This window comes from Micromonospora sp. C28ISP2-4 (assembly GCF_030519385.1).
Lineage (GTDB): Bacteria > Actinomycetota > Actinomycetes > Mycobacteriales > Micromonosporaceae > Micromonospora > Micromonospora tulbaghiae.
In genome coordinates, this window is the sequence record NZ_JAUMKG010000005.1 from 532,455 (window position 1) to 558,004 (window position 25,550).

The following is a 25,550-nucleotide window of genomic DNA, read 5'->3' on the forward strand; positions in this document are numbered from 1 at the left end:
TGACGGGATGGGGGAGGCGGCCGCCGGACCGGAAACGCGGGCGCGCGCGGGGCGTCCGGTGCGCAGACTGGCGGGGTGAGCTTCGTACCCGGCCTGACCCTGGCCCGCCGGTTCCACGACGAGGTGGTGGGCCCGCTGCTGGCGCGGTGGCTGCCTGGCCTGCCGTACTGCGCCGGTCTGCTCGACGGCGGCTCCGAGCTGCTCGGCCTCGACACGCCCCGCTCCACCGACCACGACTGGGGTCCGCGTACCCAGCTTTTCGTGGCGGACGCGCGCGACGTCGCGCCGGTACGGGCGGTGCTGGACGCGGAGTTGCCGGCGCGGTTCCTCGACTGGCCGACCCGGTACGCGGGCGGGCCGGAGGCGCGGCTCGGCACGGTCCGCGCCGACGGCGATCGGCACGGCGTGACGGTGGACGAACTCGGCGGATGGCTGCGGGAGCGGCTCGGCGCCGACCCGCGCGCCGGACTGACGGCGGCGGACTGGCTGGCGACGCCGACGCAGCGGCTGGCCGAGCTGACCGGGGGAGCGGTGTTCCACGACGGGCTCGACGGCGCGCTCACCGCCGTCCGCGCCCGGCTGGCCTGGTATCCGGACGACGTGTGGCGGTACGTGCTCGCCTCCGGGTGGCAGCGGATCGCGCAGGCCGAGCACCTGGCGGGCCGGTGCGCCGAGGTGGGCGACGATCTGGGCAGCCGGGTCGTGGTCGCCGGGCTGGCCCGGGATCTGATGCGCCTCGGCCTGCTGCTGCACCGGCGCTGGCCGCCGTACGCGAAATGGCTCGGCACGGTGTTCGCGACGCTGCCGGACGCGGCGCCGGTGGTGGACGGGCTGGCCGCCGCGCTCGGCCCGGGTGACTGGGCGGCCCGGGAGCCGGGTCTGGTCCGGGCGCTGGAGACGGTCGCCGGCTGGACCAACGACGCCGCGCCGGCGCCGGCGGTGGATCCGGCCGCCCGGCCGTTCCACGACCGGCCGTTCCTGGTGCTGCACGCCTGCCGGTTCGTCGAGACGCTACGCGCCGCGATCACCGACCCGGAGCTGCGCGACCGGCCGCCGGTCGGCGCGGTGGACCAGTACGTGGACAGCGTGGACGTGCTCACCCACGCCGACCGTGCCCGCCGGGTGGCCGCGGCGGTTGTCGGCCCGCCGGGCGGGGCCTAGACTCCGATTCGAGTCGCATCGATCCGCGACTGTCTATCTCGTCTCCGAGGGTCCGGGCCGCCCGTCGCAGGCGCCTCGCCGGCGAGGACGCCGCGCCACGCGGCGTTCCCACCATCCGAGGAGAAGCATGCTGTCCAGAAGGAGCAGACTCCGGCTGCTCGGCGCGGCGCTGGCCGCCGCCGGGCTCGCCGTCGGGGCGGCGCTCGCCGTTCCCGGGCCGGCCTCGGCCGCCGCGCTGACCGAGGTGACGAACTTCGGCGCCAACCCGAGCAACCTGCGGATGTACCTGTACGTCCCGGACACCGTGGCGGCCCGTCCCGGGCTGCTCGTGGTGAACCACTACTGCACCGGCAGCGGCCCGGCCATGTACTCCGGCACCCAGTTCGCGGCGCTCGCCGACCGGTACGGCTACATCGTGGTCTACCCCTCGGTGACCCGCAGCAGCAAGTGCTTCGACGTCTCGTCGCCGCAGGCTCTGCGCCGCGACGGCGGCAGCGACCCGGTGGGTATCAAGTCCATGGTGGACTACGTGCGGCAGCGCTACCCGGTCGACGCGCAGCGGATCTTCACCACCGGCACCTCGTCCGGCGCGATGATGACGAACGTGCTGCTCGGCGACTACCCGGACGTGTTCCGCGCCGGTGCCGCCTTCGCCGGTGTGCCGTTCGGCTGCTTCGCCACCACCAACGGCTCGGAGTGGAACAGCGAGTGCGCCAACGGGCAGGTGCTGAAGACCCCACAGCAGTGGGGTGACCTGGTGCGCAACGCGTACCCGGGCTACACCGGCCCGCGCCCGCGGATGCAGATCTGGCACGGCACGAACGACGAGACGCTGCGCTACCCGAACTTCGGCGAGCAGATCGACCAGTGGACGAACGTGAACGGGCTGAGCCAGACGCCCGCGTACACGGACAGTCCGCAGGCCGGCTACACCCGTACCCGCTACGGCGGCACCGGCGGCACCGCGACCGTCGAGGCGATCAGCATGCAGGGCGTCACGCACAACCTGCCGGTCGACGCGGCCCAGGCGATCCGCTTCTTCGGCCTGGACTCCACCACGCCGCCGACCACCACTCCGCCGCCGACCACCGTGCCGCCGACCACTCCGCCGCCCACCACGCCCCCGCCCACCACGCCGCCGCCCACCACGGCGCCGCCGACCACACCGCCGCCGTCGGGCGCCTGCCGGGTCGGGTACGTGGTGAACGCCTGGAACAACGGCCTGACCGCCGCCGTGACGATCACCAACACGTCCACCACGGCGATCAACGGCTGGAACCTCGCGTTCACGCTGCCGGGCGGTCAGACGATCACCGGGGGCTGGAACGCCACGTACAGCCCGTCCAGCGGCGCGGTGACCGCCCGCAACGTGTCCTACAACGCGTCGGTCCCGCCGGGCGGCTCGGTGGACATCGGCTTCCAGGCCACCCACAACGGCAACACCGGGCGGCCCGCCTCGTTCACGCTCAACGGGAGCACCTGCACGACCGCCTGAGCGGGGTCCTGGTGGCATCCCGGCCGCGCCCGTCCCGACCGGGGCGGGCGCGGCCGGGCATGACCGCACCGGCGGCGGGTACCCGTGCCGGACGGACACCGGCGGGAACCGAAGGAGCGGATATGAAGGTCCGAAGCTCCCTGCGCGCGCTCAAGCGCAAGGCCGGCTCGATAGTGGTCCGGCGCCGGGGCAAGCTGTTCGTCCTCAACAAGGCCGACCGGCGGCAGAAGGCCCGGCAGGGCTGAGCCCGATGGCCGACATCCTGATCACCGGGGCCGGCAGCGGGCTCGGCCGGGGCACCGCGCTCGGGCTGGCCCGCGAAGGTCACCACGTGATCGCCGCCGCTCAGGTCTGGCCCCAGGTCCGCGAACTGCGCGCCGAGGCGCAGCGGGCGGGCGTCGCGCTGGACGCGATCAAGCTGGACGTCACCGACCCGGCCGACCGGGCGGCCGCGGCCCGGCACCGGGTGGACATCCTGGTGCTCAACGCGGGCGTGCAGGAGGCCGGCGCCGTGGTGGAGATCCCGATGGACCGGGTCCGCCGGTCCTTCGAGGTGAACGTGTTCGGCCACCTGCACCTGGCGCGGGACCTGGTGCCGCCGATGCTGGCCCGGGGCGCGGGGAAGGTGGTCTGGGTGTCCTCCGCGGTGGGCGTGCGGACCCGGCCCTTCATCGGCGTCTACGCCGCCACCAAACACGCGATCGAGGCGCTGGCCTGGGCCATGAAGGGCGAGCTGGAACCGCGTGGGGTACGCGTCGCGGTGATCAACCCCGGCCCGTACCGGACCGGGTACAACGACACCGGGGTGGAGACCATGTCCCAGTGGTGGGACGAGTCGGCCGCCCTGCTGCCCCGGCCCGACTTCGGCGACTACCTCGGCCACCAGCGCGACCCGCAGGAGATGATCGACGAGATGGTCCGGGTGGTGCCGGCCGGGGAGCACGCGTACCGCACCGCGTATCCGCCGTCGCTGCGCGACCAGCTCAGGGAGTTCGAGTCGCAGGTGTGGGACGCGACGTCGTGACGGCGGCGGCCGGTACGGCGTCCGCCTCGCGACGCCCCACCAGGCGGGCGGCGGCGGAGGCGGCAAGCGGCCGGTAGATCCGTACCGAGTCGGCGAGCGCGGAGAAGTGCGATCCCGAGTTGTCGCCGTGGTAGCGGGTGGCGATGTCCACCTGCTCGACCGGCAGCCCGGCGCGGACCAGCCGCAGCAGCACGGTCATCTCGTACTCGAAGCGGTCACCCGGAACGGTGGTGAGCCAGCCGAGCAGGGCGGCCGGGTAGGCGCGCAGGCCGGTCTGGGTGTCGCGCACGTCCCGGCCGGTCGCCAGCCGGAACGCCACCCGGGTCGCCTCGTTGCCGAACCGGCTGCGCGGAGGGACCTCACCGTCGAAGCGGCGTACGCCGAGCGTCGGCGCTCCGGTGGCGCGCGTCCGCTCCGCCACGCGGCACACGTCGGGCACGCCGTGCTGGCCGTCGGCGTCCACACAGACCACGTCGCGTCCCGGGTGGTGTGTCGAGGCGTACCGGAAGCCGGTGCGCAGCACCACGCCCTTGCCCCGGTTGACCCGGCGGCGCAGCACCGTCGCCCCCTCGGCGCGGGCCGCGCGCAGCACCTCCGCGGCGGGCGGGCCGCTGCCGTCGTCGACGACGAGCACGTCCGCGCCGGGCAGCGCGGCCCGCAGGTCGCCGACCAGCGGCGGCAGCCGGTCACCGGGCCGGTACACCGGCACGAGCACGATCACGGAACCTCCCGGGTGGACTCGCCCGCCGGTACGGCCCGCCGGGTCGATCGAGGACCGTCGTACCCCGGGCGTGCGACGGTGAATCACTGGCGCGCGACGGCGGATCAGCGGCGGGGCGTGAGGCGTGCGATCCGGTCGGCGGCGCGGGTCAGCGCGCGCTCGCGGCGCAGCGACGCCTCCGGGGTACGCACACCGAGGAAGCCGATCCGGCTGAACGCCCGGGCGGCCCGCTCCCGCCGGACGGGCACCGGGTCGGGTGCGGTCACCGGCACGTCGGCCAGCGCCGGGCCGGACAGCCCGAGCACGCGCGCGGCGAGCAGCCGGACGCGGGGCAGGTGCCACGGGTGGGAGACCAGCCCGAGCGGGCGCTGGGCGGTGAACTCCGCCGCGCCGAGCAGCCCGTCCTGGACGGTGTGCGCCAGGTTCTGCACGGTGGTGCGGGAGCGGGTCTCGGCCGCCGACCGGGCGTACGCGTCGAGGCCGGCGTCGCGCGCCAGCGCCCGCATCAGCTCCGCCTCCCGGTATCCGGCCGGCGGGCCGGGCGTGCCGGCCGGGCCGTGCGGCCAGCCGCCGGTGAACACCACCCGCGCGCCGGGCGTACGGCGGAACGCCTCGGCGTGGGCGCGGACGTACGCCACCGCCGCCTCGGTGCGCGCGACGCTCTCCGCGGTGAGCCGGTAGCCGTCGTCGCCGGCCACCACCCCCCGGCCGAAGACCAGCAGCACGGTGGCGGGAGGCGTCATCCCTTCACGGTACGGGCAGGATCACTCGTCGTCCGGCGGCCACGGCGGGGTGCCGACACCGGTGATGCGGACGCCGCCCCACGGGTCCACCTCGGCCAGCCGGGCCCGGGCGACCCGTTCGCCGATCCGGACCTCCACGTCGCGGCGGCCGGAGCGCAGCAGCCGCACCAGGCGCGGCTCCGGCTCGACCCGCCCGGCCCAGTGGTAGCGGCCGTCGATCGGCTCGAACCGCCCGCCGGCGTGCAGCCGTACCGAGGTGCCGGCAATCTCGGCCGTGCCCTGCCAGGTCACCTGTCGATCCGTTCGTGCGCGCGGGTCAGCTCCGGCGGAAGGTCGGCGCCCCGGCGTACCCCCTCGATGCCGCTCCACAGCAGCGTGGTCAGGTATTCGGTGAGCGCGGCCCGGTGGATCGGCTGCCCGTGTGTGGTCCACCAGTCGCCGACCGCCTGCACGAACCCGACCAGCCCGTACGCCCACGGCTCGGCCGGGCCGGCGTCGAGGCCGAGCGCGCGCAGCCGGTCGCCGATGACCCGGGCCAGCCCGGTCGCGACCTGCCGGCTGGTGCCGGTGACCACCTGCTGGATGCCGGGATGCCCGGACTCGTGCACGAGGAACCGGTACAGCGACGGCTCGTACTCCACCACGCTCAGGTACGCGTCGATCGTCGCCTCGACCAGCGCCCGCTCCTCGCGGACCTGCTCCACGGCGGGGGCGACGGCGGCCACCACGCGCGCCGCGACCACCTCGCTGACCGCCAGCCAGAGCTGCGCCTTGTCGGCGAAGTAGCGGTACAGCACCGGCTTGCTGACCCCGGCGGTGGCGGCGACCTGGTCCATGTCGACGCTCGGGCCGTGCCGCAGCAGCGCCTGGATGGCAGCGGCGATCAGTTCCTGCCGCCGCTGTTCGCGGTGGTCGGCCCAGCGGTCGCGCCGCCCGCCGGGACGGGGCGCGGCCGGCTCCCCGGGAGCGTCGGGGCCATTGACATCGGTGGTGGTGCGTCGCATGCTACCACTCGTAACAGTTACTCGAAGTTACGTCAATACGGAGGGGTCACCATGGAGCGGACGACGGCCGGATTCCCGCGCGAGGCGGTCGCCGATCGCCTGCTCTCCGCCTCGGTACGCACCAGCTACGACCCGGTGGTCGACATCGACTGGTCGGCGCCACCGGTGCCCGGCGCGTACTGGCTGCCGCCGTCACGCAGCAGCCTCTACGGCACTCCACTGTGGGAAGCGATGACCGAGGACCAGCGGGTCGAGCTGACCAAGCACGAGGTCGCCAGCGCTGCCAGCGCCGGGATCTGGTTCGAGACGATCCTCATGCAGATGCTGATCCGGCACTACTACGACGCCGACCCGACCAGCCGGCACGCACAGTACGCGCTCACCGAGGTCGCCGACGAGTGCCGGCACTCCATCATGTTCGGCCGGCTCATCGAGGCCGCCGGCGCGCCGGTCTACCGTGCCGAGCCGTTCGACCACCTGCTCGGACGCTGGCTCAAGTCCACAGCGACCGGCCCGCAGATGTACGCGGCCATCCTCATCGCCGAGGAGATCCTCGACTCGTTCCAGCGGGAGATCATGGCCGACGAGTCGTTGCAGCCGCTGATCCGGATGGTGTCGCGCATCCACGTGGTGGAGGAGGCCCGGCACGTGCGCTTCGCCCGCGACGAGCTGACCCGGCAGGTCGAGGCGGCCGGGCCGGTGGCGCTGGCGTACTCGCGGCTGGTGATCGGCCGGGCCGCGTACTCGATCACGCGGCGCCTGGTGCACCCGCGGGCGTACGCGGCGGTCGGGATCGACCCGGCGGCCGGCCGGGCCGCGGCGCGGGCCAACCCGCACTGGCGGGCCACGCTGCGCTGGTCCGCGCAGCGGATCGCCGACCATCTGACCGAACTGGGGCTGGTCGCCGGGCCGGGCCGGGCGCTGTGGCGCCGGGCCGGGCTGGTGGAGGGCTGACCGGCGGCGACCCGAAGGGGAAAGGACCGCCGCCGGCCGCCCGGTCAGGAGGCGGGGAAGTCGTCAGCGGTACGGATGCGCTCACGCATGAACGCGCCGGACTCGGTGAGCACCGACGTCCCGCTGAACGAGCCGGACGCGCACGTGCCCGGCCGGAGCGCCGCCGAGCCCTCGGGGGCGTCGGAGAACGTCCAGTTCGCGTAGCTGATCTTCAACCGGTCGAGCAGGTCGAGCCAGGCGTTGCTGCTGGCGGTGTCGACAGCGCCGTCACCGGTGTAGGTGACCGTGCCGAACTCGGTGACGAACAGCGGCAGCCGGCTCGCCGCCCGCTGCACCTCGTTGCGGTAGTTGTCCTTGTGCGACGCGGCGTAGAAGTGGAACGTGTACATGATGTTCTGCGCCCGCACCGGGTTGTTCACGATCTCGTCGGAGTTGCCGCCCTCGGACACGCCGAGCGAGGACCAGCCCCGGGTGCCGACGATGACCACCGCGTCCGGGTCGTTGGCCCGGATCACCGGAATGACCTGCTCGGCGTAGTTGCGGATGGTCGACCAGCTCACCCCGTTGGGCTCGTTGGTGATCTCGTAGATCACGTTCTTCTTCGCGGCGTTGCGCGCCGAGACGTCGGCGAAGAACGTCTTGGCCCGGTCCAGGTTGTACATCGGGTCACCGGGCGTCAGCGTGTGGAAGTCGATGAGCGCGTACATGCCCCGGGCCTCGGCCTTGTCCACGAGCGTGTTGACCTGGGCGGTGAAGCCGGCCGGGTTGGTCTCGTAGCCCTGCTCCTGCACGTACATGGAGATGCGCAGCAGGTCGGACCGCCACTCGTTCGCGAGCACGTCCAGCGAGGCGTCGGTGTAGCAGTTGGCGAACCACTGCAACCCGTGCGTGCTCATGCCGCGCAGCTGGATCGGCCGCCCGTACTGGTTGCAGAGGTTGACCCCGCACACCTGGAGCTGGCCGTTGATCGCCACCGGCGTGGTGCCGGTCGGCGGCGGCGTGGTGGGCGGGGGAGTGGTCGGCGGGGGCGGGGTGCTCGGCGGGGGCGTGCTGGGCGGCGGGGCGCTCGTGCCGCCGGTGCAGACGGTGCCGTTGAGCGTGAACGACGTGGGGTTCGGGTTGGACCCGGTCCACGAGCCGTTGAAACCGACAGTGGTGCTCGCGCCGGTGCCGAGCGCGCCGTTGTAGTCGAGGCTTCGCGCGGTGACCGCCGAACCGCTCTGCTGCCAGGTGGCCGACCAGCCCTGCACCACGCGCTGGCCGCCGTCGGGGAAGGTGAAGCCCAGCGTCCAGTTGCTCACCGGGTCGCCGAGGTTGCGCACCGCCACCGTCGCGGTGAAGCCGCCGGGCCAGGAGTTGGTGGTGTAGGTGACGGCGCAGCCGGTCGCCGCCATCGCGTTCGGCGACGGCAGGACGGCCGTGGCCGCCAGGGCGAGCGCGCCGACCGCGCCGCCGACGAGCAGGTGCCGCCGGGACGGGCGGGGAATCGAGAACATGCGGGAAGGTCCCATCGTCTGGATGGTGATCGGACGGTGCCCGTCGTGAACCTGCCCGGAAAGCCCGACGCGGCGGCCTGGGGGAGCGCTCCCACGGCCGAGCGTAGAGGTGGATGCCGATGCGTGCAACCGCCGGTCAGCGGCCGCCGCGGCGCCCGCCGTAGAGCCGCAACGCGTTGCAGACGTCGAACACGCCCGGCACGTCCCAGGCCAGCTCGGCGGCGACCAGGCGCGTCTGCGGGTCGGCCACCAGGCCGGCGAGGATGACCACCCGGTTCTGCACGGTCACGGTGATCTGCTGCCGGCGGGTGGTCCAGTCGGCGCTGAGCCGCTGAGCGACGAGCGACGCGAGGCGGGTGTCAGCGTCGTCGGGCTCCGGTCCGCCGCCGGTGAACGGGAACTCGGGGTACGGCCAGGGCATCACCACGGGGAGGGCTCCTTCTGTTCGGTCAGGACCGGTTGCCGGGACGCGGAGCCCGGCGCCGGGACGCGGCCGTCGACGACTGTGAACACGCCGTCGAGCCGCATGGTGTGCAGCACGGTGAGCACGAACCGCGACGGGGACAGCAGGCACAGCCGCCGGCCGTCGCGCCGGGCGTCCTGGTGCGCGCGCACCAGCAGGCTCAACCCGGCGGAGTCGATCACCTCCAAGCCGGACAGGTCGACCAGCTCCACGTCGTCGCGCAGCGAGCGCTCGTCGAGGGCGCGGCGGACCGCCGTGGCCGGGTCGACGTCGTGGGCGGCCGGGGTGCCACCCACCTGCTCCAGATCCTCGGTGCCCAGGCCGTCCTCGGCGATGGCCGCCCGGGCGCTGCACCGGGGGCAGTGATGCGGTCCGGACGCGAACGGCGAGCCGACCCAGTCGTGCTCGAACACCAGCGTCCACACCACCTCGGCGTCGGGCAGCGTGGCACCCGCGCCGGTGACGCTGTCGCCGCAGCCGTCGCAGATGAGCATCATCAGATGGTCCGCGGGTACGACGGTCACACCTCCTCCTTCCGCCGGCCGCCCGTGCCGGGAGGCGTCTGCCCCTCCGCCGCCGGCCGGCCCGCGGCGACCACCGCCAGCACGACCGCCACGGCGGCGAAGCCGGTCTGCACCATCAGCGGCAGCACCGGGGATCCGTCGGTGCGGTGGTCCACCAGCCCGACCACGATCGCGCCGAGCAGCGCGGCCGCGACACCGAGCGCGAGTGTGAGCCACACCGGGACGGCCTTGCGCCCCGGCAGGACGAGGCGTCCCAGCCCGCCGACGGCCAGACCAACCACGAGCGCTCCCACGAGCGTGCTGCCGGTCACCACTCCTCCTCAGCGTGATGCGGACGCGACCCGGGCCCGGCCGCGCGCGGCCGGACGGGGCGTGTCGACGACGGGTACGGCACCGAGCCCGGAGTTCTCCAGGATGCGCCGGATCCGCGGATGGGGATTGCTCAACGTGAGCAGGCCGCCCCGCCGCGCCAGCCGGCGATGCACGTCCAGCAGCAGCGCTACGGCGGCGGCGTCCACATGCCGGCACCCGGCGAGGTCGATCGTCAGCTCGCGGGGCCGTAGCGCGAGGATGCGGTCCAGCACGTGGGCGACCTCGGGCAGCCCGGCGAGGTCCAGCTCGTCGGTGATGTCCACGCGCACGTGCGGCACGGCGGACTCCGGCGGGGACGGCAGGCTGGCAGGCATCGGGTCGCTTCCGTGACGTGATCGGGTCAGACCCCACTCTGCGCAGGGATCTTGGAGGTCACCGGACGGTTGTATGACGGTTCGATGACAAAAACCACGAACGGCCCACGCGGTTGGGCGACCCGTGCCGCGCCGGTCATGATGCCCATATGACGGCCGTACTGGTGATCGAGGACGACGACCGCATCCGGCTCGCGCTGCAGCTCGCCCTGGAGGAGGAGGGCTACGAGGCGGACGGCGCGCCGACCGCCGAGGACGGCCTGCGCCGCCAGCGGGAGAAGCCGGCGGACTACGTGCTCGTCGACCTGATGCTGCCCGGCATGAACGGGTTCGACTGCATCCGTCAACTGCGCCGCGACGACGACGTGCCGGTCGTGGTGATCAGCGCCCGCGACGACACCCACGACATCGTCGCCGCGCTGGAGGCGGGCGCGGACGACTACGTGGTCAAGCCGGTCGCGATCAAGGAGCTGTCCGCCCGGCTGCGGGCGCTGCGCCGGCGCGTCCGCACGGTGTCCGGGCCGGTGCCCGCCCAGTTCTTCGGCGACCTGGAGATCAGCGCGGAGGCCGGCGAGGTGCGGCGCTCGGGACAGCCGGTGCCGGTCACCCGCACCGAGTTCCGGCTGCTGTGCGAGCTGGCCGAGCACGCCGGCCGGGTGCTGTCACGCCAGCAGCTGCTCAGCCGGGTCTGGGGCTACGAGACCGGTGACGAGCGGCTCGTCGACGTGCACGTGGGCCGGCTGCGGCAGAAGATCGAACCCGACCCGGCCAACCCGCGCCACCTGGTCACGCTGCGCGGCCTCGGCTACAAGCTCCAGCGATGACCCGTCCCGGCCTGCGCGCCCGGGTCACCGCGGCGTTCGCCGTCGGGGCACTGCTGCTGTCGGCGCTGATGGCCCTCTTCTCGTACGACCTGACCCGGCGCTCGCTGCTCGACGAGCGGGAGCGCACCGCCGTCCGGGCCGCCTACTACGACGCCGCTGTGGTCCGTTCCGGCCTGGACACCGGCACCCCGGACGTGGTGGCCGTGCTGCGCTCGCTCGACACCGGCAGCGCCCGCCGCCCGCTGCTGCACCTGCCCGACGGCTGGTACGCCCGCACCGCCGACGTGGGCGCCAGCTCGGTGCCGGTGGAGTTGCAACGGATGGTGGCCGACGGCAAGCCCGCGGTGCAGCGGATCCGGCTCGACGGTCAGCCCGCGCTGCTGGTCGGCGTGCCGCTGCCCGGCGCGCTCGGCTACTACGAGCTGACCTCGCTGCGGGAGGTCGAGGAGACGTTCCAGGTGGTGGGCCTGGCGCTGATCGCCGTGGCGATCATGGTCGCCGGGGCGGGCGCGGCGCTCGGCTGGTACGCCACCCGGCACAGCCTGCGGCCGCTCACCGCGGTCGCCGACGCGGCGGAACGGATCGCGGCCGGCGACTTCGCCACCCGGCTCGACCCGACCACCGATCCCGACCTCACCCGCCTGTCCAGCTCGTTCAACGAGATGGTCGACAAGCTGGTGCACCGCATCGAGCGGGACCGGCGCTTCGCCGCCGACGTGAGCCACGAGCTGCGCTCGCCGTTGCAGACCCTGGCCGCGGCCGCGAGCGTGCTCAACCGCCGCCGGGAGCACCAGGACGAGCGCACCGCGACCGCGGCGGGCCTGGTCGCCGACGAGGTGACCCGGTTCCAGCGCCTGGTCGACGACCTCATCCAGCTGGCCCGCACCGAGCAGCCGGCGCACCGCGAGACGGTCGACGTGGTGGAGCTGGCCCGGACCGTCTGCCGGGAGCGGTCGCTGCCGGAGAGCCTGGTGAGGCTCGACGGCGACGCCCCGCGCCTGTGGTGGGTCGACCGGCGCCGGTTCGCCCAGACGCTGCTGAACCTGGTGGAGAACGCCGAGCGGTACGGCGGCGGGCCGGTCGCCGTACGCCTCGGCGGGCGCGACGGGGTGGGCGTGCTGGAGGTCGACGACGACGGTCCGGGCGTGCCGGCCGGCGACCGCGAGATCATCTTCGACCGGTTCGTGCGCGGGCGGGCGGCGCACGACCGGGCCGGCACCGACGGCACCGGCCTCGGGCTCGCGCTGGTGTCGCAGCACGCCGCCGCGCACGGCGGTACGGCCGCGGTGCTGGACCGCGAGCCCGGCGCCCGGTTCCGGGTCGAGCTGCCCGGAGCGCTGAGGTGACCCGCCGGCGGCTCCTGCCCGCCCTGTTCGCGGCCGTGCTGCTGGCCGGCTGCGGGGTGCCGGTGGACGACGAGCCGCGCCTGGTGCAGACGCCGCCGGGCGCTTTCCCGACGCCCGCGGTGTCCTCGACCGTCGACGGGGACGGGCGGGTGGACGAGCCGTTCTGCTTCGTCCGGGACGACGGGCTGGTCGTGGTCAAGCGCCGGGTGGACGGGTTGCCGGGGGTGGACGCGCACCTCCAGCACCTGCTGGCCGGGCCGGACGGCGGCGAGCGCCGTCAGGGGCTGGCCACGGCGCTGCCCGGCACGGTGGCGGTGGCCGGGGCGACGCTGGCCGGCACGCTCGCCACCGTCGACGTGCGCCAGGCGGGGGAGGAGACCGGCCGCAACGACGAGGTGCTGGCCTTCGGGCAGATCGTGTGCAGCCTCACTCAGCGGCCCGACGTGTTCAGCGTGGCGTTCCGCCGGGACGGACAGCCGCTGGAGGTGCCACGCGCGGACGGAAGCCTCTCCGCGCTGCCGCTCACCGCCGCCGACTACCGGCCGCTGTTACCTCGCTGACACCCCCTCCTCGCCGCCTTGTCCGGTTATGACACGAAATCTCCATCGTCCGTTCGGTTGATTTGGCGGTAACCTTTGGTCTAGTGTGGCTGGCACGACCGGTGTGGGAGGCCACCCGTTCTCCGAGGACAGGAAGGGCAGCATGACCACGATGACCATGGCATCGACCGCGACCGAGGTGCAGCGCGCGCCGCAGACCGGTGAGGAGAGCCGCGCCAGTGAGCTGATCGCGGCGCTCGCCACGCTGCCCGCCGACCACCCGCAGCGGGCCGCCCTGCGCAACCAGGTCATCGAGGCGTGGCTGCCGCTGGCGAACCACCTGGCCGCCCGCTACAGCGGTCGCGGCGAGCCGGCCGGCGACCTGGCCCAGACCGCGGCGCTCGGCCTGATCAAGGCCGTCGACCGGTTCGACGCCTCGCGCGGCGTCGACTTCGCCGGCTTCGCCATCCCGACCATCCTCGGCGAGATCAAGCGGCACTTCCGTGACCGCACCTGGAACATCCGGGTTCCGCGTCGCCTCCAGGAGCTGCGGCTGCGCATCTCCGAGGCCAACAGCACCCTGACCCAGACGCTCAACCGGGCCCCGACCGTCGCCGACATCGCCGCCCACCTCGACGTCACCGAGGAAGAGGTCCTGGAGGGCCTGGAGGGCGCCCGCGCGTACAACGCGGTGTCGCTGTCCACCCCGATCGGCGACGGCGACAGCGCCACCGAGCTGGGCGACACGCTCGGCACCGAGGACAACGAGTACGAGCTGGCCGACCTGCGCGCCTCGCTGGGCCCGGCGCTCGCCACGCTCGACGAGCGGGAGCAGAAGATCCTCACGCTGCGCTTCTACGGCAACCTGACCCAGAGCGAGATCGCCGCCCGGGTCGGTGTCTCCCAGATGCACGTGTCCCGGCTGCTCGCCCGCGCCCTGACCAAGCTGCGCGGCCAGCTCACCGAGGCCTGATCGACCCCGAACGCGACCCCCACCGGCCCGGCCGGCGGGGGTCGCGTCGTCCTGTCACCAGCGCGAGGGCGGGGGCGGCGGCACCACGGGCGGCCGGTCGTCGCAGGTGATGGTGTTCGGCAATAACCACGGCGCCAGCCACCCGCCGTCGTTGCCGCCGAGGTCGGTCAGGGCGAACTCCGACCCGGCCGGGGTGAAGTGGAACGACCCGCAGTTGTTCACGCCGACCGCGCCCACGTTGCGGGCGTCGACGTTCGCGAAGCTCGCCCCGCCCGCCGTACGCGCGCTGACCACCGACGTGCCGGTGCCGTCGACCCGGATGTCGCGGAAGCGCACGTTGCCGATGCGGACGCTGTCCTTCACCGGCCAGTCGCTGACCAGCATGATCGCGTTGTAGGTGCTGTCCAGGTACGCGTCGCCGCGCACCTCGATGTCCGCCGCGTCGATGCTGCGGTCCAGCGCGTAGAACCAGATCGCGCCGAGGCCGATGTTCCAGTTCAGGTCGTACGTGCCGGCCCGGACCGTGGTGTTGCCGGTGATCCGCAGCCTTCCGGTGAACGGCTCGGCCCCGAACCGGGAGCCCACCTGGATCGCGCTGCCCTCGCGCACCGGGTCGGCGATCAGGTTGTGCGCCACGGTCAGGTCGGCGCCGCCGTACAGCGCGATGCCGTTGGCGAGCACCGGCGACTGCACGGTGTTGTACGCGAACGTGTTCGACGCGTCAGCCGTGCCCTCCGACCACATCGCCAGCGCGTCGTCGCCACTGTTGCGGACCACCGAGTTCGTCACCGACGAGTGCGTGACGCCGGTGTGGAAGTTCAGCCCGTCCGCGATCTGGTCCGCGATCACCGTGTTCGTGACCCGCAGGCCGGTCATCGGCCCGTCGAACCACATGCCGACCTTCGTGTGGTGCAGGTAGAGGCCGTCGATGGTGCTGTGGCTGAGCGCCCCGCCGACGGCGTTGACCTGGTCGGTGTCGATCCGCTCCCGCACGTCGCCCTCGACCGCGAAGCCGGACAGGTGCACGTTGCTGCTGCCTCCGTCGGCGGCGTCGCGGCCGTAGAAGCCGACGCCGGTGTGCCGCGAGCCGTCGGGCGCGGGCGTGTCCAGGGCGACCTCGCGTCCCCGCACGATCGTGTACCAGCTCCCGGCCCCGGCGATCGTCACGTCGTCGACGAGGACGTGCCGGTTGACCTGGTAGGTGCCCGGCGGCAGGTAGAGCGGACGGTCCACCCGGCGGGCGTACGCGATCGCCCGGTCGAACGCGTCGGCGGACTCCCGCCGGCCGGTCGGGTCGGCGCCGAAGGACAGCGCGTTCACCGCGCGGGGGACCGTCCGGGGCGGGGCGACCAGATGCGCGTCCACCAGGTCGATCACCGTCCACGCGGCGGCCGTGCCGCGCGGCGCGGTCAGCCGGACCACCTCGCCGGCCAGGTGGGTGCGGCCGAGCGGCATCCGCTGCTCGTCGTAGAAGTGGTGCGGCCGGAACGGCTTGCTGATCACCGGCGCGGGCGTGGTGGCGGCCGGGACGCAGGAGCACTCGGTGATCCACCAGTCCGGGTGCAGCAGGTCGGCGGCGGGGTCGTTGGTGAACGGGTACTGGTTGTAGAGCCAGGCGTACTGCGAGGTCAGCGTCATGGTCCGGGCGGGCGCGCGTCCGACGGCCACCCGCAGCGGCGCGGTGATCCCGCCGCCGCCCGGCGCGTCCGGGATGCTGTAGCGCACGGTGAGCGCGTTGGTGGGCCGGGGGAGCGTGAGTTCGACGTACTGGCCGGGCAGCAGACGCACGGCGCGGCGGCCGGACGCCTCACCGGCCAGTGTGTACGCCGACCGGTCCGGTCCGATCACGGTTCCGGTGGTCCGGCCGTGTTCCGCCTCCTGCTCGACGTAGTCCACAGCGGCGCCGCGCCCGGCCACCAGCGCGGGGTCGAGCCCGGCGCGCGTCACCACCGGGGCCGGTCCGCGGGGCTGGCCCGCTGTGGCGGCGCCGGGCGGTACGAGCAGGGCGGCGGCGACGACAAGCGCCGCGAGGATCCTCGGCACGCTCCGCGACATCGGAGCACCCACTTTCTCGGGGGACGGGTGGCCTCGGCGGCACAGGCCATCGAAAGGGTTCCTCATGTTATTCCGGCTATCTGTTGCCTTTCAAGCATCAATCTGCCTCCATCTTTCGGACCGCTTGCGGCCGTTCCGAGCAAGACCTGACCGCTTCGGCTGTTCATTTCTTGCAAGAATCCGACGTACGATTGCCGCCGTGACGAAGCGCCTGACCGAGGTGGCCCGCAAGGCGGGTGTCAGCGAGGCGACGGTGAGCCGGGTGCTCAACGGTCGCGGCGGCGTGTCCGAGGCGACCCGGACCGCAGTGCTGACCGCCCTCGACGTGCTCGGGTACGAGCGCCCGACGAAGCTGCGCGGCGAGCGCGCCCGCCTCGTCGGCCTGGTGCTGCCGGAGTTGCAGAACCCGATCTTCCCGGCGCTGGCCGAGGTGGTCACCGGCTCGCTCGCGCAGCGCGGCTTCACCCCGGCGCTGTGCGCCCGCACCATCGGCGGCGTGCCGGAGTCCGGGTACGTGGAGATGCTGCTCGACCACCAGGTCAGCGGCGTCATCTTCGCCGGCGGCTCGTACGCCCTGGCCGACGCCTCGCACGAGCACTACCGGCGCCTGACCGACCGGGGCCTGCCGGTGGTGCTGGTGAACGCCGGTGTCGAGGAGCTGGGCTTCCCTCGGGTGTCCACAGACGACGCCGTCGCCGTCGAGCAGGCGTACGGGCACCTGCGCTCCCTCGGCCACGAGCGGATCGGCATGGTGCTCGGCCCGGCCGACCACGTGCCCTCGCGCCGCAAGCTCGACGCCATGGTCCGGGCCGCCGGTTGGGCCGAGGACCGGTCCCTGGTGGAACGGTCCAGCTTCTCCATGGAGGGCGCGCGGGTCGCGGCCACGAAACTGATCGAGCGCGGCGTCACCGGGATCGTCTGCGCCAGCGACGTCCTGGCGCTGGGCACCATCCGGGCAGCCCGCCGCCTGGGCTGCGCGGTGCCGGCCGACGTGTCGGTGGTCGGGTTCGACGACTCGGCGTTCATGACCTGCACCGACCCGCCGCTGACCACTGTGCGGCAGCCGATCGAGACGATGGGCCAGGCCGCCGTGGATCTGCTGGTGACCCAGATCGAGGGTGCCGGCGTGCTGCACGACGAGCTGCTGTTCGAGCCCGAGCTGGTGGTACGCGGCTCCACCGCCCCCGCTCCTCGCCGCTGATCCCCGGGCGCCTCCGCCCGCCTCGCCCTCGCGACTCTCACCCGGTCCCACGTGGACGCCTCATGCCCGCAGCCGGGTGAACCCGTGCGCCCGCGAGCGCGAAAGTCGCGTTCTTGCATTCTTGAGTTGGCATCTTGCTGGCTTCGGTCGGCGTCGCTACAGTGACTCCACTCACACCTGACCCGGGGCGCGGTTTCGGGAGGCAGGGCGCGCGCCGGTTGCCGTTCCACCACCGCAGGCAGCCGCGCGGTCACCGCACATCAGTGAAGGCCATGGATACACCCGTTCCCGAAGGGATGGACAGATGTCCGTACGGCAGTATCGGAAGGTCGCGGCGGCAGCGCTCGCGGCCGGCCTCGGGCTCAGCCTTGCGGCGTGCTCCACGAAGAGCGACGACAGCAGCGACGCCGGCGGCAAGGTCACCATCACCGTCGACTGCCAGCCGGTCGGCGCGCAGAAGGAACTGCTGAAGAACTGGAACGACGACGTCGCCGAGTTCCAGCGGCAGAACCCGGACATCGTCGTCAAGAGCGTCAGCGTCGGCGAGCAGTGCAACAACCCGCCGGACTTCACCGCCCGCCTGGCCGGCGGCACCGTCACCGACGTGTTCTACGGCTACATGACCGACCTCCAGCAGGTGCTGGACTCCGGCCAGGCGATGGACATCGGCCAGTACGCCACCAGGGACACCATCCCCACCTGGGACAGCGTCGACCCGGCGCTCAAGGACGTGTTCACCGACGGCGGCAAGCTCTACGCCGTACCGGTGAAGAACTACTCGATGGGCCTGATCTACAACAAGGCGCTGTTCCAGCGGGCCGGGCTCGACGTCAACAACCCCCCGAAGACCTGGCCCGAGGTGCGGGCCGCGGCCAAGAAGATCTCCGCGCTCGGCGACGGCATCGCCGGATACGCCGAGTACAGCGCCGGCAACACCGGCGGCTGGCACTTCACCTCGCTGCTCTACTCCCAGGGCGGACAGGTGCTCAGCGCCGACGGCAAGAAGGCCGACTTCAACAACGCCATGGGCAAGCAGGTCCTGCAGAACCTCAAGGACATGCGGTACGGCGACAACAGCATGGGTGCCCGGCAGCTCCTCCAGTGGGGTGACCTGCTCACAAACGCCGGCGCCGGCAAGGTCGGCATGTTCATCGGCGCGCCGGACGCGACCCAGGCGATCGTCAGCCAGTTCCAGGGCAAGTACCAGGACTGGGCGATGGGCCCGCTGCCCGGCCAGGACGGCCCCGCCAAGGCCACGCTCGGCGGCGGCGAGGGCTACTTCTTCAAGAAGGGCCTGAGCCCGGAGCAGGTGAAGGCCGGTCTGAAGTGGCTCGCCTACCAGAAGCTCACCCCTGGTAAGGGCCAGTTCGACTACGTGCGCGCCAAGCCGCAGAACTACCCGGTCGGCCTGCCCCAGCCGCTGCTGTTCACGAACGGCAGCGACGCGCAGAAGCAGGAACTGGAGCTGCGCAAGGCCAACGCGAACGTGGACACCACCAACTTCGCGGTCTTCGAGGCCAACCCGGTGCCGATCAAGGGGGAGCCGCGCAACGCCCAGACGATCTACGCGGTGCTCGACGCCGCGATGTCCGGGGTGCTGACCAACCCGAACGCGAACATCGACGCGCTGCTCAAGACCGCCGAGGACAAGGTCAACCAGTTGCTGGCCACGCAGAGCTGACCCGACCGGAGGTGGGGCCGGCGCACCGGCTCCACCTCCCCGAGCACCGCAGGAGTCGCCTTGGCGCTCACCACCGCCCCCGGCGCCACCCGCCGTCCCGGCCCCGTCGCGCCGACGCCGTCGCGTACCGCCGGACGCCGCGCCGGCCTCGGCCGCAAGGTCCGGGACAACCTCACCGGGCACACGTTCCTCATCGGCGCGGTCGTGTGCTTCGCCGTCTTCTCCTGGTACCCGATGGTCCGCGGCGTCGTGATGAGCTTCCAGCGCACCCGGCGCGGCGAGACCACCTGGGTCGGCTGGGACAACTACAGCCGGATCATCGCCGATCCGAGCTTCTGGACCGCCTGGAAGAACACGTTCGTCTTCACCGGCCTGGCGCTGGTGCTCGGTTACCTGGTGCCGTTCGTCGTGGCGATCCTGCTCAACGAGCTGCGTCACGCCAAGGGCTACCTGCGGGTGCTGGTCTACCTGCCGGTGATGCTGCCGCCGGCCTCCGCGCTGTTCCTGTTCAAGTTCTACGCGTACGACCCGAGCGAGGCGGGGCTGTTCAACGCGATCCTCACCGCGCTGGGACTGCCCACGTCGGAGTGGATGCAGTCGCCCACCATGACGATGCCAGCCCTGGTGATCGCCTCGACCTGGATGAACATGGGCGGCGCCGTGCTGATCTACCTGGCCGCGTTGCAGAACATCCCCGGCGAGCTGTACGAGGCCGCCGAGATCGACGGCGCCGGGGTGTGGCGGCGCATCCTGCACGTGACCGTGCCGCAGACCCGGCTGATCCTCGCGCTGCTGGCGATGCTCCAGATCGTGGCCACCATGCAGCTGTTCATCGAGCCGCTGATCCTCGCCAACGGTGCCGGTACGCAGGACTCGGCGACCTCCGTGGCGTACCTGATCTACCAGCACGGGTTCTTCCAGAACGACCTCAACGGCGCCGCCGCGCTCGGCGTGATCATGCTGGTGGTGCTGGCCGGGTTCTCCGCCGTCTACCTGCGACTGACCGCGAGACAGGACTAGGACATGGCCGCCGACTCCACCACCCGTACGCTCATCTCCCACGCCCAGCTGCGGCGCGGTCGTGGCCGGGTCCTCTACTGGATCGTGCTCTCCGTGGTCGTGGCCGGGTTCACGCTGGTGTTCCTCGGCCCGCTGTACTGGATGGTCACCGGCGCGCTGAAGTCCGGCCAGGAGATCGCGCAGACACCGCCGTCGCTGTTCCCCCGCGATCCGCAACCGGGCAACTATGTGGACGCCTGGACCAACCTGGACCTGGCGAAGCTGCTGTTCAACACGTTCTACTACGCCACCGGGGCGGTGCTGTTCCAGCTCGTCCTCGACACCGCAGCCGCGTACGCGTTGTCGAAGCTGCGCCCGGTGCTGGGCAAGCTGATCCTCGGCATGATGCTGGCGACGCTGATGATCCCGGCGATGGTGCTGATCGTCCCGCAGTACGTGACGGTGATCGACCTGCCGATCGTGCACGTCAACCTGCTCGACTCGCCGTTCGCGATCTGGCTGCCGCTGGTGGCCAACGCGTTCAACATCTTCCTGCTGAAACGGTTCTTCGACTCGATCCCGGAGGACCTGATGGCCGCCGCGGTGATGGATGGCGCCACCCCGCTGCGCACGCTCTGGTCCATCGTCCTGCCGATGTCGCGACCGATCCTCGGCGTGGTGGCGATCTTCGCGGTGACGGCGGTCTGGAAGGACTTCCTCTGGCCGAAGCTGGTCATGCCGTCACCGGAGACGCGGACCGTCAGCGTCGGCATCTACGCCTTCGCCGGCGGCACCCCGATGAACGTGGTCATCGCCGCGTCGGTGATCGCCGCGATCCCCACAGTCGTGCTGTTCCTGATCTTCCACCGCAACATCATGTCCGGCCTGACCACCGGCGGCCTCAAGGGCTGACCGGGCCTACCGCCGCCCGCCGCGAGCCGGCCGCCGGTCGTACAGCCCGCCGCCGGTCGCTCGCCCGCCGCCGCAGAACCGACCCCGCAGAAAGCAGGTGCCCGTGTCCATGGCCGACAACAGCCCGTGGTGGCGCTCCGCGGTGATCTACCAGGTCTATCCGCGCAGCTTCGCCGACGGCGACGGCGACGGGATCGGCGACGTCGCCGGCATCCGGTCGCGCCTGGATCATCTCGCCGCTCTCGGCGTCGACGCGATCTGGTTCAGCCCCTGGTACCCGTCGCCGATGGCCGACGCCGGCTACGACGTGTCCGACTACCGCGACATCGACCCGGTCTTCGGCACGCTCGCCGAGGTGGAGGCGCTGATCGCCGAGGCGCACGCGCTCGGCATCCGCAGCATCGTCGACGTGGTGCCCAACCACTGCTCCGACGCGCACCCCTGGTTCCAGGCCGCCCTCGCGGGCGGACCGGGCGCGCCCGAGCGGGACCTGTTCTGGTTCCGTCCCGGCCGGGGACCGGGCGGTGACCTGCCGCCCACCGACTGGACCGGCGAGTTCGGCGGACCGACCTGGACCCGCACCACCGACCCGGACGGCACGCCCGGCGACTGGTACCTGCACCTGTTCGCCCCGCAGCAACCCGACTTCAACTGGGACCACCCCCGGGTCCGCGAGGAGTTCGAGGACATCCTGCGGTTCTGGTTCGAGCGGGGCGTGGACGGCATCCGCATCGACTCGGCCGGCCTGCTGGTCAAGGACGGCACGCTGCCCGAGGTCCACACCGACCGGCCGCACCCGTTCCGCGACCAGGACGGCGTACACGACGTGTACCGCGCGTGGCGGCGCATCGCCGACTCGTACCCGGGCGGCCGGGCGCTTGTCGGCGAGGTGTGGCTGCCCGACCGGCAGCGGTTCGCGAACTACCTGCGCCCGGACGAGCTGCACACCGCGTTCAACTTCGACTTCCTCGGCTGCGCCTGGGACGCCACCGCGCTGCGGGAGAGCATCGACGGCACGCTCGCCGCGCACGCCCCGGTCGGCGCGCCCGCCACCTGGGTGCTGTCCAACCACGACGTCACCCGCCACGTCACCCGGTACGGCCGCGCCGACACCCGGTTCAGCTTCGCCGCCAAGCGCGAGGGCATCCCCACCGACCTGGAACTGGGCACCCGCCGGGCCCGCGCCGCCGCGCTGCTGTCCCTCGCGCTGCCCGGCGCCGCCTACGTCTACCAGGGCGAGGAGCTGGGGCTCTGGGAGGTCGAGGACATCCCGTACGAGCTGCGGCAGGACCCGATGTGGGAGCGGTCCGGGCGGGTCGACCCGGGCCGCGACGGCTGCCGGGTGCCGCTGCCCTGGCAGGGCGACGCCCCGCCGTTCGGGTTCAGCCCCGACGGCGCGAGCGCCGCGCCCTGGCTGCCGCAGCCGGCCGACTGGAAGGACCGTACGGTCCGCGCCCAGACCGGCGACCCGCACTCGATGCTGGAGCTGTACCGGGCCGCGCTGACGCTGCGCCGCGCCGAACCCGCGCTCGGCGACGGCACGCTGACCTGGCTGCCCGCACCGGACGGCGTGCTCGCGTTCGCCCGCGAACCCGGCTTCACCTGCCTGGTCAACCTTGGCGGCGCGGCAGTGCCGCTGCCCGCGCACGACCGGCTGCTGCTGGCCAGTGGCCCACTCGACGACGACCGGCTGCCGCCGGACACAGCGGTCTGGCTGCGTACCCGATCGGCCTGACCGCGGCGCCGGCGGCCCGTCCCGCCGCCGGCGCCGCAGCGACACCGGGCGGCCGTCCCGGCCGCCACCACGCCGCACACCTGGGGAGGAGGAAGGAGAGGCAACGCCGCACGGGGGATCTGGCCACCGACGAAAGGGAGCACACCCCGCATGGCCGAGCACCGCACCGCGCACCGCCACCGCACCGTGGCCGCCCTGGCCGCCGTCGCGCTCGCCGCCTCGACACTCGTCGTCGTGGCGCTCACCACGACCGCCACCCCGGCGCGCGCCGCCGGACTGTCCCCGTTCGACATCACCGGACGCGGCGCCACTGTGCCGTTCCGGGAGCAGGAGGCCGAGCAGGCCGCACACACCGGCACAAAGATCGGCCCCGACCGGCGCTACGGCACGCTGCCGTCCGAGGCGTCCGGCCGGGAGGCGGTCACGCTCGACGCCGTCGGCGAGTACGTCGAGTTCACGCTCACCGCCCCCGCCAACGCGGTCACGTTCCGGTACAGCCTGCCGGACAACGCCGCCGGCACCGGCCGCGACGCCAGCATCGACCTGCGCGCCAACGGCACCCTGGTCAAGGCCGTGCCGGTCACCTCCCGGTACGGCTGGTACTACGGCGGCTACCCGTTCAACAACAACCCGGGCGACACCAACCCGCACCACTTCTACGACGAGACCCGCACCATGTTCGGCACCACCTACCCGGCCGGCACGAAGATCCGCCTCCAGGTCTCCTCGACCGCCCAGTCGCCCACGTTCACCATCGACCTGGCCGACTTCGAGCTGGTCGGAGCACAGATCACCAAACCGTCCGGCGTGCTGGACGTGGTGACCGACTTCGGCGCCGACCCCACCGGCGCCACCGACTCGACGGCGAAGTTCCAGGCCGCCGTTGACGCCGGCAAGGCGCAGGGCCGGGCGGTGTGGATCCCGGCCGGCACGTTCACGCTCTGGGACCACGTGGTGGTCGACGGCGTGACACTGCGCGGCGCCGGCCCCTGGTACTCGGTCCTCGGCGGCCGGCACCCCACCGACCGCAAACGGGCCGCCGGCATCTACGGCAAGTACGTGCCGGGCGGCGGCTACTCCGGCGAGATCCGGTCGCACGAGGCCGGCGGGCCCAGCCGCAACGTCACGCTGCGGGACTTCGCCATCATCGGCGACATCCGGGAACGCGTCGACGAGGACCAGGTGAACGCCATCGGCGGCGCGATGACGAACTCGGTGGTGGACAACCTGTGGTTGCAGCACACCAAGGTCGGCGCCTGGATGGACGGGCCGATGGACAACTTCACCATCCGCAACAGCCGCATCCTCGACCAGACCGCCGACGGGGTGAACTTCCACTGGGGCGTCACCAACTCCACTGTCACCAACACGTTCGTCCGCAACACCGGCGACGACGCGCTGGCCATGTGGGCGCAGAGCGTGCCCAACGTCGGCAACTCCTTCACCCGCAACACCATCGGCGTGACGGTCCTGGCCAACCACCTGGTCACGTACGGCGGGCGGGACATCACCATCGCCGACAACGTCACCGCCGACTCGGTCACCAACGGCGGCGGCATCCACGTCGCCAACCGCTATCCGGGCGTCACCGGGCCGACGGCCGTGGCCGGGACCATCACCGTGGCCCGCAACACGCTGATCCGCAACGGCAACTCCGACTACAACTGGCAGTTCGGCGTCGGCGCGATCTGGTTCTCCGCGCTCAACGAGCCGATCCAGGGCGCCGCCATCAACGTCACCGGCACCGACATCCTGGACAGCTCGTACGCGGCGCTGCACTGGATCGAGGGCCAGACCAGCGGCATCTCGTTCGACAACGTGCGCATCGACGGCGCGGGCACGTACGCGCTCCAGGTGCAGGCGCCCAGCCAGGTCCGGTTCACGAACGTGCGGGCCACCGGCATCGCGCAGTCCAACCCGATCCACAACTGCGTCGGCAGCGGCTTCCAGATCACCCAGGGCACCGGCAACTCCGGCTGGTACACGCCCACCCCGTACTGCGGGCCGTGGCCGCAGCCGCAGTGGGGCAACGGCCCGTCCAGCCCGCCGCCCACCAGCCCGCCCCCGACCACGGCAGCGCCGACGACGGCCCCGCCGACCACCGCGCCGCCGACCACGCCGCCGCCGGCCGGCGGGAACCTGGCCCTGGGCCGGCCGGCGACCGCCACCAGCACCACCCAGACGTACGCCGCCGGCAACGCGGTCGACGGCAACCCGGCCAGCTACTGGGAGAGCGCCAACAACGCGTTCCCGCAGTCGCTCACCGTCGACCTCGGCGCGTCCCGCACCGTCGACCGGGTGGTGCTCAAGCTGCCGCCCGGCTGGGAACGGCGCACCCAGACGCTGTCGGTGCTCGGCTCCACCGACGGCTCCTCGTACACCACGCTCGCCGCGTCCGCGGGCCGCGTGTTCGACCCGGCCGCCGGCAACACCGTGTCGATCGCGCTGCCGTCCGGCGACCGGCGGTTCGTCCGGGTCACGGTCACCGGGAACACCGGCTGGCCGGCGGGCCAGCTCGCCGAGCTGGAGGTGTACGGCGGCGGCACCACCACACCGCCGCCCACCACGACTGCGCCGCCCACCACCGCGCCACCGGCCGGGAACCTGGCAGCGGGTCGTCCGGTCACCGAGACCAGCCACGCCGACGTGTACGGCGCCGCAAACACCGTCGACGGCAACGCGAACACCTACTGGGAGAGCGCCGGCAACGCCTTCCCCCAGTCGGTGACAGTCGACCTGGGCAGCGCCCGGCCGGTCGCTCGGGTGGTGCTGAAGCTGCCCCCGTCGGCGGCCTGGCAGACCCGCACCCAGACCGTGTCGGTGCTCGGCTCCACCGACGGCTCGTCGTTCTCGACGCTGAAGGCGGCGGCGGGCTACACGTTCGACCCGGCGGGCGGCAACAGCCTGTCGATCGCGCTGCCCGCCGGTGACCGCCGCTTCGTGCGGCTGACCTTCACCGGCAACACCGGCTGGCCGGCCGGCCAGCTGTCCGAGTTCGAGGTGTACGCCTCGTG

25 protein-coding genes are annotated in these 25,550 nt (G+C 72.8%); 15 read left to right on the forward strand and 10 right to left on the reverse strand.

The window, feature by feature from the left end; genetic code table 11:
• Positions 1-75 precede the first annotated feature (75 nt).
• From Q3W68_RS21380 to Q3W68_RS21395, 4 genes are all read left to right on the forward strand, one after another.
• Positions 76-1,161: a DUF4037 domain-containing protein gene (locus Q3W68_RS21380; protein WP_302907119.1), complete on the forward strand. Its 1,086-nt coding sequence runs from the start codon at positions 76-78 to the stop codon at positions 1,159-1,161.
• A 127-nt stretch (positions 1,162-1,288) separates the two neighbouring features.
• Complete coding sequence (locus Q3W68_RS21385; RefSeq protein ID WP_302907120.1) at positions 1,289-2,656, forward strand: PHB depolymerase family esterase; 1,368 nt, start codon at positions 1,289-1,291, stop codon at positions 2,654-2,656.
• Between the two features lie 122 nt (positions 2,657-2,778).
• Positions 2,779-2,901, forward strand: coding sequence for a ribosomal protein bL36 (locus tag Q3W68_RS21390; protein ID WP_091428126.1), 123 nt, complete (start codon positions 2,779-2,781; stop codon positions 2,899-2,901).
• Between the two features lie 5 nt (positions 2,902-2,906).
• Complete coding sequence (locus Q3W68_RS21395) at positions 2,907-3,680, forward strand: SDR family oxidoreductase (protein WP_302907121.1); 774 nt, start codon at positions 2,907-2,909, stop codon at positions 3,678-3,680.
• Here Q3W68_RS21395 and Q3W68_RS21400 read toward each other — a convergent pair.
• The 4 genes from Q3W68_RS21400 to Q3W68_RS21415 form a co-directional block, all read right to left on the reverse strand.
• Entirely contained in the window at positions 3,640-4,401 is a 762-nt protein-coding gene (locus tag Q3W68_RS21400) for a glycosyltransferase family 2 protein (protein ID WP_302907122.1), read from the reverse strand. The two genes, Q3W68_RS21395 and Q3W68_RS21400, sit on opposite strands and share 41 nt — an antisense overlap.
• A gap of 104 nt (positions 4,402-4,505) precedes the next feature.
• Positions 4,506-5,144: a YdcF family protein gene (locus Q3W68_RS21405; RefSeq protein WP_302907123.1), complete on the reverse strand. Its 639-nt coding sequence runs from the start codon at positions 5,142-5,144 to the stop codon at positions 4,506-4,508.
• A 21-nt stretch (positions 5,145-5,165) separates the two neighbouring features.
• On the reverse strand, positions 5,166-5,435 hold the full coding sequence (locus Q3W68_RS21410) for a DUF4873 domain-containing protein (RefSeq protein ID WP_302907124.1): 270 nt from the start codon (positions 5,433-5,435) through the stop codon (positions 5,166-5,168).
• Positions 5,432-6,148 (reverse strand): TetR/AcrR family transcriptional regulator, encoded by a 717-nt coding sequence (locus Q3W68_RS21415; RefSeq protein WP_302907125.1) that lies wholly within the window; start codon positions 6,146-6,148, stop codon positions 5,432-5,434. Before Q3W68_RS21415 ends, Q3W68_RS21410 begins: the two co-directional genes overlap by 4 nt.
• Positions 6,149-6,199: 51 nt before the next feature.
• Here Q3W68_RS21415 and Q3W68_RS21420 point away from each other — a divergent pair, with 51 nt between their 5' ends.
• Positions 6,200-7,102: a diiron oxygenase gene (locus Q3W68_RS21420; RefSeq protein ID WP_302907126.1), complete on the forward strand. Its 903-nt coding sequence runs from the start codon at positions 6,200-6,202 to the stop codon at positions 7,100-7,102.
• 44 nt (positions 7,103-7,146) lie between these two features.
• Here Q3W68_RS21420 and Q3W68_RS21425 read toward each other — a convergent pair whose 3' ends face one another.
• The 5 genes from Q3W68_RS21425 to Q3W68_RS21445 form a co-directional block, all read right to left on the reverse strand.
• Positions 7,147-8,598 carry a cellulase family glycosylhydrolase gene (locus tag Q3W68_RS21425; RefSeq protein ID WP_302907164.1) on the reverse strand — a complete coding sequence of 484 codons (1,452 nt, stop codon included), beginning with the start codon at positions 8,596-8,598 and terminating at the stop codon, positions 7,147-7,149.
• 136 nt (positions 8,599-8,734) lie between these two features.
• A complete protein-coding gene (locus tag Q3W68_RS21430; RefSeq protein WP_269707092.1) occupies positions 8,735-9,019 on the reverse strand; it encodes a BON domain-containing protein in 285 nt (94 codons plus the stop codon).
• Complete coding sequence (locus Q3W68_RS21435) at positions 9,019-9,585, reverse strand: STAS domain-containing protein (RefSeq protein ID WP_302907127.1); 567 nt, start codon at positions 9,583-9,585, stop codon at positions 9,019-9,021. Before Q3W68_RS21435 ends, Q3W68_RS21430 begins: the two co-directional genes overlap by 1 nt.
• Positions 9,582-9,896 (reverse strand): hypothetical protein, encoded by a 315-nt coding sequence (locus Q3W68_RS21440; RefSeq protein ID WP_302907128.1) that lies wholly within the window; start codon positions 9,894-9,896, stop codon positions 9,582-9,584. The genes Q3W68_RS21435 and Q3W68_RS21440 overlap by 4 nt, the downstream gene beginning before the upstream one ends.
• A 9-nt stretch (positions 9,897-9,905) precedes the next feature.
• On the reverse strand, positions 9,906-10,271 hold the full coding sequence (locus Q3W68_RS21445; RefSeq protein WP_302907129.1) for an STAS domain-containing protein: 366 nt from the start codon (positions 10,269-10,271) through the stop codon (positions 9,906-9,908).
• A gap of 149 nt (positions 10,272-10,420) precedes the next feature.
• Between Q3W68_RS21445 and Q3W68_RS21450 the strand changes: the two genes are divergently transcribed.
• The 4 genes from Q3W68_RS21450 to Q3W68_RS21465 all read left to right on the forward strand — a co-directional run bounded on the left by Q3W68_RS21450 (position 10,421) and on the right by Q3W68_RS21465 (position 13,953).
• A complete protein-coding gene (locus Q3W68_RS21450; protein ID WP_302907130.1) occupies positions 10,421-11,095 on the forward strand; it encodes a response regulator transcription factor in 675 nt (224 codons plus the stop codon).
• The gene (locus tag Q3W68_RS21455) at positions 11,092-12,441 is read left to right on the forward strand and encodes a cell wall metabolism sensor histidine kinase WalK (RefSeq protein WP_302907131.1); all 1,350 of its coding nucleotides are present in this window, start codon (positions 11,092-11,094) and stop codon (positions 12,439-12,441) included. The genes Q3W68_RS21450 and Q3W68_RS21455 overlap by 4 nt, the downstream gene beginning before the upstream one ends.
• Positions 12,438-13,001: a GerMN domain-containing protein gene (locus tag Q3W68_RS21460; RefSeq protein WP_302907132.1), complete on the forward strand. Its 564-nt coding sequence runs from the start codon at positions 12,438-12,440 to the stop codon at positions 12,999-13,001. Before Q3W68_RS21455 ends, Q3W68_RS21460 begins: the two co-directional genes overlap by 4 nt.
• Positions 13,002-13,143: 142 nt before the next feature.
• Positions 13,144-13,953: a SigB/SigF/SigG family RNA polymerase sigma factor gene (locus Q3W68_RS21465; RefSeq protein WP_120570051.1), complete on the forward strand. Its 810-nt coding sequence runs from the start codon at positions 13,144-13,146 to the stop codon at positions 13,951-13,953.
• Between the two features lie 54 nt (positions 13,954-14,007).
• Here Q3W68_RS21465 and Q3W68_RS21470 read toward each other — a convergent pair whose 3' ends face one another.
• Positions 14,008-16,008 carry a glycosyl hydrolase family 28-related protein gene (locus Q3W68_RS21470; RefSeq protein ID WP_302907133.1) on the reverse strand — a complete coding sequence of 667 codons (2,001 nt, stop codon included), beginning with the start codon at positions 16,006-16,008 and terminating at the stop codon, positions 14,008-14,010.
• Positions 16,009-16,072: 64 nt separating this feature from the next.
• Between Q3W68_RS21470 and Q3W68_RS21475 the strand changes: the two genes are divergently transcribed.
• The 6 genes from Q3W68_RS21475 to Q3W68_RS21500 form a co-directional block, all read left to right on the forward strand.
• On the forward strand, positions 16,073-17,209 hold the full coding sequence (locus tag Q3W68_RS21475) for a LacI family DNA-binding transcriptional regulator (protein WP_302907134.1): 1,137 nt from the start codon (positions 16,073-16,075) through the stop codon (positions 17,207-17,209).
• A 304-nt stretch (positions 17,210-17,513) separates the two neighbouring features.
• Positions 17,514-18,890 (forward strand): ABC transporter substrate-binding protein, encoded by a 1,377-nt coding sequence (locus Q3W68_RS21480; RefSeq protein WP_302907135.1) that lies wholly within the window; start codon positions 17,514-17,516, stop codon positions 18,888-18,890.
• 60 nt (positions 18,891-18,950) lie between these two features.
• Positions 18,951-19,910 (forward strand): carbohydrate ABC transporter permease, encoded by a 960-nt coding sequence (locus Q3W68_RS21485; RefSeq protein ID WP_302907136.1) that lies wholly within the window; start codon positions 18,951-18,953, stop codon positions 19,908-19,910.
• Positions 19,911-19,913: 3 nt separating this feature from the next.
• On the forward strand, positions 19,914-20,801 hold the full coding sequence (locus Q3W68_RS21490; RefSeq protein ID WP_302907137.1) for a carbohydrate ABC transporter permease: 888 nt from the start codon (positions 19,914-19,916) through the stop codon (positions 20,799-20,801).
• Between the two features lie 109 nt (positions 20,802-20,910).
• Entirely contained in the window at positions 20,911-22,536 is a 1,626-nt protein-coding gene (locus Q3W68_RS21495) for a glycoside hydrolase family 13 protein (protein ID WP_302907165.1), read from the forward strand.
• Between the two features lie 150 nt (positions 22,537-22,686).
• On the forward strand, positions 22,687-25,550 hold a 2,864-nt coding region (locus Q3W68_RS21500), incomplete at its 3' end, for a discoidin domain-containing protein (protein ID WP_302907138.1).

What these genes read in the sequence shown, in the direction of transcription:
- Q3W68_RS21385 (WP_302907120.1), top strand. Translation starts at nt 1,289, where the DNA reads ATGCTGTCCAGAAGGAGCAGACTCCGGCTGCTCGGCGCGGCGCTGGCC.
- Q3W68_RS21390 (WP_091428126.1), top strand. Translation starts at nt 2,779, where the DNA reads ATGAAGGTCCGAAGCTCCCTGCGCGCGCTCAAGCGCAAGGCCGGCTCG.
- Q3W68_RS21395 (WP_302907121.1), top strand. Translation starts at nt 2,907, where the DNA reads ATGGCCGACATCCTGATCACCGGGGCCGGCAGCGGGCTCGGCCGGGGC.
- Q3W68_RS21405 (WP_302907123.1), bottom strand. Translation starts at nt 5,144, where the DNA reads ATGACGCCTCCCGCCACCGTGCTGCTGGTCTTCGGCCGGGGGGTGGTG.
- Q3W68_RS21415 (WP_302907125.1), bottom strand. Translation starts at nt 6,148, where the DNA reads ATGCGACGCACCACCACCGATGTCAATGGCCCCGACGCTCCCGGGGAG.
- Q3W68_RS21420 (WP_302907126.1), top strand. Translation starts at nt 6,200, where the DNA reads ATGGAGCGGACGACGGCCGGATTCCCGCGCGAGGCGGTCGCCGATCGC.
- Q3W68_RS21425 (WP_302907164.1), bottom strand. Translation starts at nt 8,598, where the DNA reads ATGTTCTCGATTCCCCGCCCGTCCCGGCGGCACCTGCTCGTCGGCGGC.
- Q3W68_RS21430 (WP_269707092.1), bottom strand. Translation starts at nt 9,019, where the DNA reads ATGCCCTGGCCGTACCCCGAGTTCCCGTTCACCGGCGGCGGACCGGAG.
- Q3W68_RS21445 (WP_302907129.1), bottom strand. Translation starts at nt 10,271, where the DNA reads ATGCCTGCCAGCCTGCCGTCCCCGCCGGAGTCCGCCGTGCCGCACGTG.
- Q3W68_RS21450 (WP_302907130.1), top strand. Translation starts at nt 10,421, where the DNA reads ATGACGGCCGTACTGGTGATCGAGGACGACGACCGCATCCGGCTCGCG.
- Q3W68_RS21455 (WP_302907131.1), top strand. Translation starts at nt 11,092, where the DNA reads ATGACCCGTCCCGGCCTGCGCGCCCGGGTCACCGCGGCGTTCGCCGTC.
- Q3W68_RS21465 (WP_120570051.1), top strand. Translation starts at nt 13,144, where the DNA reads ATGACCACGATGACCATGGCATCGACCGCGACCGAGGTGCAGCGCGCG.
- Q3W68_RS21470 (WP_302907133.1), bottom strand. Translation starts at nt 16,008, where the DNA reads ATGTCGCGGAGCGTGCCGAGGATCCTCGCGGCGCTTGTCGTCGCCGCC.
- Q3W68_RS21475 (WP_302907134.1), top strand. Translation starts at nt 16,073, where the DNA reads ATGTTATTCCGGCTATCTGTTGCCTTTCAAGCATCAATCTGCCTCCAT.
- Q3W68_RS21480 (WP_302907135.1), top strand. Translation starts at nt 17,514, where the DNA reads ATGTCCGTACGGCAGTATCGGAAGGTCGCGGCGGCAGCGCTCGCGGCC.
- Q3W68_RS21490 (WP_302907137.1), top strand. Translation starts at nt 19,914, where the DNA reads ATGGCCGCCGACTCCACCACCCGTACGCTCATCTCCCACGCCCAGCTG.
- Q3W68_RS21495 (WP_302907165.1), top strand. Translation starts at nt 20,911, where the DNA reads ATGGCCGACAACAGCCCGTGGTGGCGCTCCGCGGTGATCTACCAGGTC.